At 56.7% G+C, this 9,850-nt stretch carries 11 protein-coding genes; 10 read left to right on the forward strand and 1 reads right to left on the reverse strand.

Going from position 1 to position 9,850, the window contains the following annotated elements:
- On the reverse strand, positions 1–494 hold a 494-nt coding region (locus QZ197_RS12450), incomplete at its 3' end, for an extracellular solute-binding protein (RefSeq protein ID WP_296432328.1).
- A 232-nt stretch (positions 495–726) separates the two neighbouring features.
- On the opposite strand from QZ197_RS12450, the gene ugpC reads away from it, so the two are divergent.
- The 10 genes from ugpC to QZ197_RS12500 form a co-directional block, all read left to right on the forward strand.
- Positions 727–1,773 (forward strand): sn-glycerol-3-phosphate ABC transporter ATP-binding protein UgpC, encoded by a 1,047-nt coding sequence (gene ugpC / locus QZ197_RS12455; RefSeq protein WP_296432330.1) that lies wholly within the window; start codon positions 727–729, stop codon positions 1,771–1,773.
- A gap of 42 nt (positions 1,774–1,815) precedes the next feature.
- Positions 1,816–2,307, forward strand: coding sequence for an ester cyclase (locus QZ197_RS12460; protein ID WP_296432331.1), 492 nt, complete (start codon positions 1,816–1,818; stop codon positions 2,305–2,307).
- A gap of 3 nt (positions 2,308–2,310) precedes the next feature.
- Positions 2,311–3,621, forward strand: a complete 1,311-nt coding sequence (hisD, locus tag QZ197_RS12465; protein WP_296432333.1) for a histidinol dehydrogenase — start codon at positions 2,311–2,313, stop codon at positions 3,619–3,621.
- 4 nt (positions 3,622–3,625) lie between these two features.
- Positions 3,626–4,285 (forward strand): hypothetical protein, encoded by a 660-nt coding sequence (locus QZ197_RS12470; protein WP_296432334.1) that lies wholly within the window; start codon positions 3,626–3,628, stop codon positions 4,283–4,285.
- A 66-nt stretch (positions 4,286–4,351) separates the two neighbouring features.
- The gene (locus QZ197_RS12475) at positions 4,352–5,116 is read left to right on the forward strand and encodes an SDR family oxidoreductase (RefSeq protein WP_296432336.1); all 765 of its coding nucleotides are present in this window, start codon (positions 4,352–4,354) and stop codon (positions 5,114–5,116) included.
- A complete protein-coding gene (locus QZ197_RS12480; protein WP_296432338.1) occupies positions 5,116–6,120 on the forward strand; it encodes a LacI family DNA-binding transcriptional regulator in 1,005 nt (334 codons plus the stop codon). Before QZ197_RS12475 ends, QZ197_RS12480 begins: the two co-directional genes overlap by 1 nt.
- On the forward strand, positions 6,117–7,109 hold the full coding sequence (locus QZ197_RS12485) for a nuclear transport factor 2 family protein (RefSeq protein ID WP_296432340.1): 993 nt from the start codon (positions 6,117–6,119) through the stop codon (positions 7,107–7,109). The genes QZ197_RS12480 and QZ197_RS12485 overlap by 4 nt, the downstream gene beginning before the upstream one ends.
- Entirely contained in the window at positions 7,106–8,071 is a 966-nt protein-coding gene (locus tag QZ197_RS12490) for a cupin domain-containing protein (RefSeq protein WP_296432343.1), read from the forward strand. Before QZ197_RS12485 ends, QZ197_RS12490 begins: the two co-directional genes overlap by 4 nt.
- An 85-nt stretch (positions 8,072–8,156) precedes the next feature.
- Positions 8,157–9,281, forward strand: coding sequence for a cobalamin-independent methionine synthase II family protein (locus QZ197_RS12495; RefSeq protein WP_296432345.1), 1,125 nt, complete (start codon positions 8,157–8,159; stop codon positions 9,279–9,281).
- A gap of 64 nt (positions 9,282–9,345) precedes the next feature.
- The coding region (locus QZ197_RS12500) for an FAD-binding oxidoreductase (protein ID WP_296432347.1) at positions 9,346–9,850 on the forward strand (505 nt) is incomplete at its 3' end.

Genomic DNA, 9,850 nt, shown 5'->3' on the forward strand with positions numbered 1-9,850 from the left:
GCTCGAATTGCTTCGGCCGCAGCAAGGACCTCTTCGTAGGACGTTGGCACATCTAGACCTGCAGCCTCTAGCACGTCGCCGCGATAAACAAGGTGCTGTGCGTTTGCCATAAAGGCGACGGCCATGATCTTGCCATCGACGGTGATCAACTGCGAAGGCGCGATACTTTGGCCATAAGCTGCAACCAGATCATCCAACGGCTGGATTACGTCTTCGTTGATCAGCGCCACAATGGAAGAGTTCGCAACAATCGCGGTTGTATATTCGGCAGGGTTGCCGGACATGCCTGCGACGTTCAGCGTCTGGTGGTCTGCGGTCAGGTTGGACGAAAATTCAATGCCCGAACATGCGCCGGCGGCCGCCGCAACAGTTTGGATCGCAGGGAATTCATTGCCGATAATGCTGACGCGCCCGTCAGCTTCGCAGGCGACGGCACCCGTTGCTGCCAGTGCTGCGACTGCTGTTCCCAGCATTGCGTTTTTCCAGATTTTCATTTTGTAACAACCTCCGTGTTGTTCATTAGTGCCGGTATTGTCCGGACTTTGATATTGGCCAATCACGAATCGGATTGGCTTTGCATACGTTTGCAAGTTAACCTGCAAAGACCCGTACCACGCAAGCGTTTTGACAGTGAAACAACAAGAAAATTGCGTTTTGTCGATTTGGTCTTGCCAGATTCGGGGAATCAAGCGAGTGTTTTTGCAAACGTATGCAAGGGGCGCGATGATGGCCGAAATTCAGCTACGCAATGTTTCAAAGCGGTGGGGGTCCTTTGTGGGCGTCCAAAGCTTTGATCTGACGATTGCCGATCAAGAGTTCTTGGTTTTGCTTGGGCCGTCCGGCTGCGGCAAGACCACAACAATGCGCATGATCGCCGGATTGGAAGACGCAACCGACGGTGATATCTTGGTCGATGGCAAGCGGATCAATGATCTGGAACCCAAAGACCGCGACGTGGCAATGGTGTTCCAAAGCTACGCGCTTTACCCAAATTTGAACGTGTACGAAAATATTCGCTTCCCGCTGAAAGTGCGCGGTGTGCCACAAGCAGAGCACAACGAGCGTGTTATGCGCGCCTCTGCCATGGTCGAATTGGATGAATTCCTGCATCGCAAACCCGCCGAGTTATCCGGCGGGCAACGCCAACGTGTCGCCCTAGCCCGCGCGATTGTCCGTGAACCCAATGTGTTCCTCATGGACGAACCACTCTCGAACCTTGATGCCAAACTGCGCGTATCCACCCGCGCGCAGATTAAAAACCTAAGCCATGAACTCAAGGTCACAACGATCTACGTCACGCACGACCAGATCGAAGCGATGACCCTTGCCGACCGTGTTGTGGTCATGAGCAAGGGCATCGTGCAACAAGTCGGCACCCCGACAGAAATCTACGACAACCCTGCCAATACATTCGTGGCGGGTTTCATCGGGTCACCTGCCATGAACCTTGTGGACGGACAGATCGAAAACGGTGTTTTTACGGCTGAAAACATGCAAATCACAGGCCTGCCTACACAGCACACCGGCGCTGTGACACTGGGTTTCCGCGCAGAGGACGCCAGCGTTGCCGACACTGCCGGCGACGTCGGATCAAAGGTCTACTCCCTAGAGCTATTGGGCGAGGCGACGATGGTCACGATGAAAGCCGGCAAAACAATCGTGTCGGTAAAATCCGGCAAAGAATACCGCGTCAAGATCGGCGAGGCGGTGCATGCACATGTGCCCGCAAACATCTGCCACTTGTTCGATATCGCGTCAGGTGAACGTCTCTAGCGGATCACTGCTGGCACTCTCTTTCATATTTAAGGATTTCGGATGACCCGTGACCCCCAATCTCAAGCCTCCCTCGACGCTGTCAAAGCGATGGAAGCAGGCCTCGCCAACAACGAAATGGACATGTTAAAGTACTTCACCGAAGGCTTTATATGGCGCGGCAATCAAGGCTGCGGAACCAAGAACGGCGTCAAGGAATTCCAGCGTAACTGGCAATTCCCAATCCGGGCGGCATTTACTGACCGCGACTACAAGACTGATCATTTTATGGCGGATGGTGAATGGGCGGCCTGCTTTGGCCATATCGAAGGTACGCACAGCGGCACATTTATGGGCATTCCAGCTACCGGAAAGCGCGTCAAAATCCCCTACATGGATTTCTGGCGGATCGAAGACGGCCGTATCGCCCACAACCCGGTTTCGGTGGATTTCGCCGCGGTAATGATGCAACTGGGCGTCGATGTGTTCGGCGGGCAGGGCTGGGAAAAATACGACAATGGCGACGCAGAACCGCCAAAGCCCGAAGGATACTAAGCTATGGCGATCACGTACCTAAAATCTGGCAAACCCGAATCCGAGCGCGCCGAAGACGATGCCAAAGTACGCGGTGTTGTCGAAGCGACCTTGGCTGATATCGCAGATCGCGGCGATGCAGCCGTGCGCGACCTATCCCAGAAATTCGACAACTATTCCCCTGCCAATTTCCGCCTGACCCAGTCCGAGATTGATGCCGCCATGTCCAAAGTGGCAGCCCGCGACATGGAAGACATCAAATTCGCCCAAGACCAAATCCGCAACTTTGCCCAAGCACAACGCGCCTCCATGACGGATATCGAAGTCGAAACAATGCCTGGCGTCATCTTGGGTCACAAGAATATCCCCGTCCAATCGGTTGGCTGCTACGTGCCAGGCGGCAAATTCCCGATGGTGGCATCCGCGCATATGTCCGTTCTTACGGCATCAGTTGCAGGCGTGCCGCGTATCGTGGCCTCTGCCCCGCCGCAAAACGGTGCGCCGCATCCGGCCATTGTCGCCGCGATGCACATGGGCGGCGCACATGAAATCTACGTCCTTGGCGGTATGCAGGCAGTTGGCGCAATGGCGCTGGGCACCCAAACGGTCGATCCGGTGCATATGATCGTCGGCCCTGGCAACGCATTCGTAGCCGAAGCCAAACGGCAACTTTTTGGACGCGTGGGCATCGATCTGTTCGCAGGCCCGACCGAGACAATGGTCATCGCAGATGACACCGTGGACGCAGAGCTTTGCGCAACCGACCTGCTGGGCCAAGCCGAACACGGCTATAACTCGCCCGCCGTTTTGCTGACCAACTCTGCCAAGCTCGCAAAAGAAACCCTGTCAGAGATCGACCGCATCCTTGATGTCCTCCCGACGGCAGAAACCGCACGCACCTCATGGAACGATTACGGCGAAGTGATTTTATGCGACACCTATGATGAAATGCTGGCAGTCGCCGACGACATCGCATCAGAGCATGTACAGGTGATGACCGACCGCGACGATTGGTTCTTGGAAAACATGACGTGCTACGGCGCGCTGTTTCTTGGGCCACGCACGAATGTGGCGAATGGCGACAAGGTCATCGGTACGAACCACACGCTGCCCACCAAAAAAGCGGGGCGGTATACAGGTGGCCTTTGGGTTGGCAAATTCCTCAAAACGCACAGCTACCAGCGCATTCTGACAGACGAGGCTGCAACGCTGGTCGGTGAATACGGATCTCGCCTGTGTATGCTCGAAGGTTTCGTGGGCCACGCAGAGCAATGCAATATCCGCGTGCGCCGCTATGGTGGTAAGAACGTGGCATACGGCACTGCAGCAGAGTGAGAACATGATAAAACGAAAGCCGCGCAGCTACTCTAGCCTCGAAGATCTCGGGCGCGTACGGCTTTCGCGGCATTTCTACATGCGGGATTTTCTTTACTCCGAGATCGGCAATTTCTTTGGCAAGCCGAACATTCCCGACGACCCACCTTTGGCGATCATGGCGGGGGAAAAGTTGTGTCAAAACCTGCTCGATCCACTTGTAGATACATTCGGGCCAATTGCAGTGCGGTCATCCTACCGCTCGCCGGATCTGAACCATTTCGGCGCAACGCAAGCAAAGCCGCAAAGGTGTTCGCGCAACGAAGCCAATTATGCCTCTCACATCTGGGATAAGCGCGACAGCGCTGGCCGCATGGGGGCGTGCGCGTGTATCGTGGTGCCATGGTTTGCGGACCAATATGCCAAAGGCCGTGATTGGCGCGATCTTGCGTGGTGGGTCCACGATCATTTGCCTTATCACGCCATGTATTTCTTTCCAAAACTGGCCGCTTTCAATCTGACTTGGCGCGAAGACCCCGCACCGCAAATTGCAAGCTACGTAGCCCCCAAAGGTACCCTATTACACGCAGGCGACAGACCCGCAGAGGGACACGCCACGCGCCAAGCCCGTTACGCCAATTTCCCTAGACTGTGCGGCATCGCCTATCCGCCTATACCCACATGACGCGCCAGCTTTTTCCCCCAATGAACTACCGCCGGAGGCTCCGGCGCTCACAACAAGGACTAACCCATGACCCTGCCCACCACCCCGTCGTTCCGGCTTGATGGCAAGCGCGCGCTTGTGGCTGGCGGATCGTCAGGCATCGGGCTGGCAAGCGCGGTGGCCTTGGCGCAAGCGGGCGCAGAGGTCACAATCGCAGCACGCAATATGGCCAAAGTGCAGGCGGTCGTCGATGAAATGACCCAAGCGGGTTTGAACGCGCGCGCGATGGCGTTGGACGTGGCCGATATTGCCGCAACCGAAGCCGTGGTGCACGCAGACGGGCCATTCGATGTGCTTGTAAACTCTGCTGGTTTGGCAATCCATTCGGCAGCGGTCGACACGGCGCCAGATGATTTCGATGCAGTCTCGAATATCAACTTTAGGGGTGCATATTTCCTGACACGGGCGGTGGCCAAGGGGCTGTTGGCGGCAGGCAAAACCGGCAGCCTGATCAACATCACGAGCCAAATGGCGCTTGTGGGCGGCATCGACCGTGCGGTCTATTGCGCGACCAAACACGCGGTCGAGGGGTTCACGAAAGCCATGGCAATCGAGTGGGGCAAGCAAGGCATCCGCGTCAACACAATCGGCCCGACCTTTATTCGCACACCCCTGACCGAACAGACCTTCAACAACCCCGACCGCGTTGCGTGGATCATGGAGAAGATCAAACTCGGCCGCGTTGGCGAAGTCACCGATATGATGGGTCCAGTGGTTTATCTGGCCTCTGACGCGTCTGGCCTGATGACCGGATCGCATCTATCGATAGACGGAGGTTGGACGGCGGATTGATGTCAAAAATTACGTCTCTCCAAGTCGCGAAACGCGCAGGTGTCAGCCAATCGGCGGTCAGTCGGGTCTTCACGCCTGGGGCATCCGCCAGTGCGCGCACGGCTGAAAAGGTCCGCCAAGCAGCGACCGAACTGGGCTACCGTCCCAACATGATGGCGCGCGCGATGATCACGGGCAAAAGCCGGATTATCGGACTGGTCGTCGCCTATCTGGACAATCAATTCTACCCGCTCGCGCTGCAACTGCTGTCAAAGGCGTTGCAGGAAAAAGGCTATCACATCCTCGTTTTCACGGCCTCTAACAGCCAAGGTGCGGCAGAAGAAGTGATGCAAGAACTGCTGGATTATCAGGTCGACGGGATCATCACGGCCTCTGTTGGCATGACCAACGACCTGACGATGCGCTGCACGGCTGCGGGAATTCCGGTCGTGATGTTCAATCGGGGCCAAGAGGGGGCGGATATATCCTCGGTCACGTCGGCCAATCTGCTGGGTGGTAAAACGGTCGCGGAATACTTGCTGGCCTGTGGGCATCAAACGATCGCGCATATCAGCGGTTGGTCGGGGTCCTCAACAGGGCGCGACCGGCAAACAGGCTTTTGTGACGCACTGAACGCGGCCGGAAAAGCACCGCAGATCATCGACGGCATGTTCGACCGCGACACGGCTGCAGCAGCGACACGCACGCTGATGGAAAGTGCGACCCCACCCGACGCGATATTTGTTGGCAACGACCACATGGCGTTTGCGGTGCTTGATACACTGCGCCACGAACTCGGCCTGCGGGTTCCGAGCGATGTGGCCGTGATCGGCTATGATGATGTGCCACTGGCCGCTTGGCCTGCCTACAACCTGACCACCATGCGCCAGCCCGTGAACCGGATGGTGCAAGCAACCGTTGATACGTTGCTGACCCGCATCGAAGACCCAACAACTCCGGCGCGCCGGATTGAAATTGAAAGCCCGCTGATCGCACGCGGCACTACCAAAGGACCAATCACATGAAGGGCTTTTCCAACCGCTGGAAAGATTTTCCCGACTACATCATCGGTATTACCAAAGAGATTTGGGAGGACCGCGGCGTCGGCACGCTGAACCACTACTATGCGCCCGATATCCCTGTGCGCTCGCCAATGGGAATTCAGACCGGCAACCAAGCGGTGATCGCCTCGACTATGGCAACGATCAATGAATTCCCTGACCGCGAATTGCTGGGCGAAGACGTTATTTGGTCAGGCGATGAAAACACAGGCTATCTATCCTCGCACCGCCTGCTGACACGCGCCACCCATACGCGTGACGGGCAATTTGGTCCTGCGTCGGGCAAACATTGGCAAGCCTATGTGATTGCTGATTGTGCCGCAAAAGAGGACACGATCTATGACGAATGGCTGGTGCGCGACTATGGCGGCATCGTCCGCCAATTGGGGCTGGACCCACGCGACTACGCGGCAGAGCTGATCGCTCGCGAAGGCGGTTCGGACAAAGCCAACAAACCATTCACCCCCGCAATCGACGTTGATGGCGGGTATCATGGCACAGGCAATGACAACGCATGGGGGCAACGCTACGCCGCTACGCTGACCCGCATTATGAACCATGATTTTACCTATATTCGCGACAGCTATGACCGTGCTTGCGTCGGTGAGTACGCGGGCGCGAAACGCGTTGTCGGTTGGGACGGAATCCTTGAATTCTGGGTTGGTCTGCGGTCGTCTTTCCCGCACGCCACGTTCAAAATCCACCACCAGATCGGCATGGATGCAGATATGCTGTCACCGCGCGCAGCCATCCGTTGGTCGCTTGATGGAATCCACGAAGGCTGGGGCAGCTTTGGCGAACCCACAGGCGCGCATGTGCATGTAATGGGCATATGTCACGCCGAATTCGGGCCATACGGGCCGGATGGCATCGGACTGCGCCGTGAATTTGCGCTTTATGATGAAATTGCAATCTGGAAACAAATCCTGATGCAATCAAAGGACACGCTATGACCCCCGCAGAAATGGAATCCCGTATCGTCCGCTATGGTGAACTGCGCCCGTGCAAGACCGCGTTCATTGACGCCCACACCCCCGGTTCTGATCAAAAAGAAAACTTTACGATCATCGGAGGCGGTGTTTCGGAAAGTGCAGACCAACACGTTCATATTGCGATCCCACACGGGTTCAACATCGGCGCTGCAGGTCAACCACCGCGCTGCCGCAATTCGCTGCACAGCCACCGTACAGCAGAAGTCTTCTTTGTGCTCAAGGGCCGCTGGCGGTTCTTCTGGGGCCGTTGGGGGAACGCGGGCGAGGTCGTGTTGGAAGAGGGCGACATCATAAATATCCCGACGGGCATCTTTCGGGGCTTTGAAAACATCGGCACTGACTATGGGATGATCATGGCTGTGCTGGGTGGCGATGACGCTGGTGGCGGCGTAATCTGGGCGCCGCAAGTGATTGAGGACGCCAAGGACCACGGGCTTGTATTGGGCGAAAACGGCAAGCTTTATGACAGCAAGAAAGGGCAATCACTGCCCGACGGTGTCGGGCCGATGCCTGTGCTGTCAGAAGAAGACCTGAAAACCTATCCAGAACCCGACAGCCGTGATGTGATCCCCGGCTATATTGCGCGCTATTGGGACATGATGGCGATGGCCGATAAAACCCCGGTGCAAGTCATCGGCGAAAAGGGCCTGCTGCGCGATAGACCGGGTTTCGAAGTCGCATTGATGAACCGCAATTCAGCGTCGACCGACATGCATTCCCATCCTTACCCATCGGTATTGATGCCTATGCGCGGCCACTGGCAGGTTAACTGGGAAGGCGGAAGCGCCACGCTTGCGCTTGGTGACACGATGTCCGTGCCCGAAAACCTACCACACAACGCCGTGCCGTCGATGACCGGCGAAGCCAGCCTTTACCATGTGGTCGCAACCGGCGATCCCGCTGGGGCCACTTGGAAGGGTTAATCGTTAACACAAGGGTGCGTGCGCAGGGGGCAGAGGTTTTGCCGACCAAATGCCGACGTGCAGCCAACACATAAGGAATTGCCGAATGTCGAAAGTTTTAACAACGCACGTAGGGTCATTGCCGCGCAGCCAAGAGGTCGTGGATTTCATCTTTGCGCGCGAAAATGGCGAAGCGTATGACACGGGCGCATTTGATGCTGCGATGACGTCCGCTGTCTCTGAAACAGTCGCCAAACAGGTTGCGGCCGGTGTTGATATTGTCAGCGACGGCGAGACGTCCAAGATTAGTTATGCGACCTATGTCAAAGACCGCTACACTGGCTTTGACGGCGACAGCCCGCGCAATGCGCCAGCGGACCTTAAGCAGTTCCCTAGCTTTCTCAAACGCCTTGCAAATGATGGTGGTACGCCGCAATACGCGCGGCCCATGTGCGTAGGTGAAGTAACCTCAAAAGGGCAGGGCGAGCTGGAAAAAGACATCGCCAACCTCAAAGGTGCAATGTCAGAACACGGGGTCGAACGCGGCTTTATGAATGCGGCGTCTCCGGGGGTTATCTCTTTGTTTTTGCAAAACGATTACTATAAATCGCGAGAGGCATATTTGGCGGCTTTGGCTGATGCAATGAAGGCGGAGTACGAGACAATCGTGGCGTCCGGCCTTGATCTGCAACTGGATTGCCCTGACCTTGCGCTGTCGCGTCATATGCTGTTCAACGATCTGTCCGACGATGAATTCCTCAAGATCGCGGCGTCCCATGTCGAGGCGCTGAACCACGCGCTATCAGATGTCCCAGCCGAGAAAGTCCGCGTGCATATCTGTTGGGGCAACTACGAGGGCCCGCATGTCTGCGATATCCCGATGTCAAAGATGTTCGACACACTGATGTCGACGAAATCGCGCTATGTTTTGTTTGAAACGTCTAACCCCCGCCATGGCCACGAATGGGCCGTGTTCCGCGATCGTGCGGCGGATATTCCGGACGACAAAGTGCTGGTGCCTGGCGTAGTGGATACGACGACAAACTTTGTCGAACACCCTGATCTGGTCGCCGAACGGATCGGACGTTTTGTCAATATCGTAGGCACGGACCGCGTCATCGCAGGTTCTGATTGCGGGTTTGGAACTTTCGCAGGGTTCGGTGCGGTTGATCCTGAAATCGCCTACGCGAAACTGGGAGCATTGGCCGCTGGAGCAGCAAAGGTCCGCTGAAAAAACGGGTTGGACGGGGCGGAGTTTTGGCCCATGAAGCAAGGTGAACAAAAGGGATTTCGGTATGCTTAACCCTGTGACACCTAGCTTTGAACTATCCTTGCGCGCGCTGCTTCCCGCAGCAGCGTTCAAAGATGATAGTACGCCGTACTTGTCAGAGCCACGCGGGCGCTGGGCGGGACAAGGCCTGATCGTGGCCCCGGTCAACACGGATGAGGTCAGCACTGTTGTGCGGGCCTGTGCTGACGCGCGGATTGGGATTGTGCCCTATAGCGGTGGCACGGGACTGGTGGGCGGTCAGTTGATGCAAGACGGGCCTGCGCCGGTTGTACTGTCGCTGGAGCGTATGAATAAAATTCGTGCGGTCTATCCATCCGAAAACGTGCTGGTCTGCGATGCAGGCGTGATCCTCGCGACGGTACAGCAAGCAGCCGAAGACATCGGGCGGCTTTTTCCGCTCTCGCTTGCGTCCGAAGGATCGGCTCGTATTGGCGGCTTGCTTGCGACGAATGCTGGCGGGGTCAACGTGCTGCGCTATGGCAACGCGCGTGCGCAGTGTTTGGGGCTTA

Origin of the sequence: Yoonia sp., from assembly GCF_017854415.1 — a bacterium.
GTDB lineage: Bacteria > Pseudomonadota > Alphaproteobacteria > Rhodobacterales > Rhodobacteraceae > Yoonia.

Excerpts from the sequence above, each read along its gene's own strand:
- QZ197_RS12470 (WP_296432334.1), top strand. The coding sequence starts at position 3,626 with ATGATAAAACGAAAGCCGCGCAGCTACTCTAGCCTCGAAGATCTCGGG.
- ugpC (WP_296432330.1), top strand. The coding sequence starts at position 727 with ATGGCCGAAATTCAGCTACGCAATGTTTCAAAGCGGTGGGGGTCCTTT.
- QZ197_RS12485 (WP_296432340.1), top strand. The coding sequence starts at position 6,117 with ATGAAGGGCTTTTCCAACCGCTGGAAAGATTTTCCCGACTACATCATC.
- QZ197_RS12490 (WP_296432343.1), top strand. The coding sequence starts at position 7,106 with ATGACCCCCGCAGAAATGGAATCCCGTATCGTCCGCTATGGTGAACTG.
- QZ197_RS12495 (WP_296432345.1), top strand. The coding sequence starts at position 8,157 with ATGTCGAAAGTTTTAACAACGCACGTAGGGTCATTGCCGCGCAGCCAA.
- QZ197_RS12480 (WP_296432338.1), top strand. The coding sequence starts at position 5,116 with ATGTCAAAAATTACGTCTCTCCAAGTCGCGAAACGCGCAGGTGTCAGC.
- hisD (WP_296432333.1), top strand. The coding sequence starts at position 2,311 with ATGGCGATCACGTACCTAAAATCTGGCAAACCCGAATCCGAGCGCGCC.
- QZ197_RS12460 (WP_296432331.1), top strand. The coding sequence starts at position 1,816 with ATGACCCGTGACCCCCAATCTCAAGCCTCCCTCGACGCTGTCAAAGCG.
- QZ197_RS12475 (WP_296432336.1), top strand. The coding sequence starts at position 4,352 with ATGACCCTGCCCACCACCCCGTCGTTCCGGCTTGATGGCAAGCGCGCG.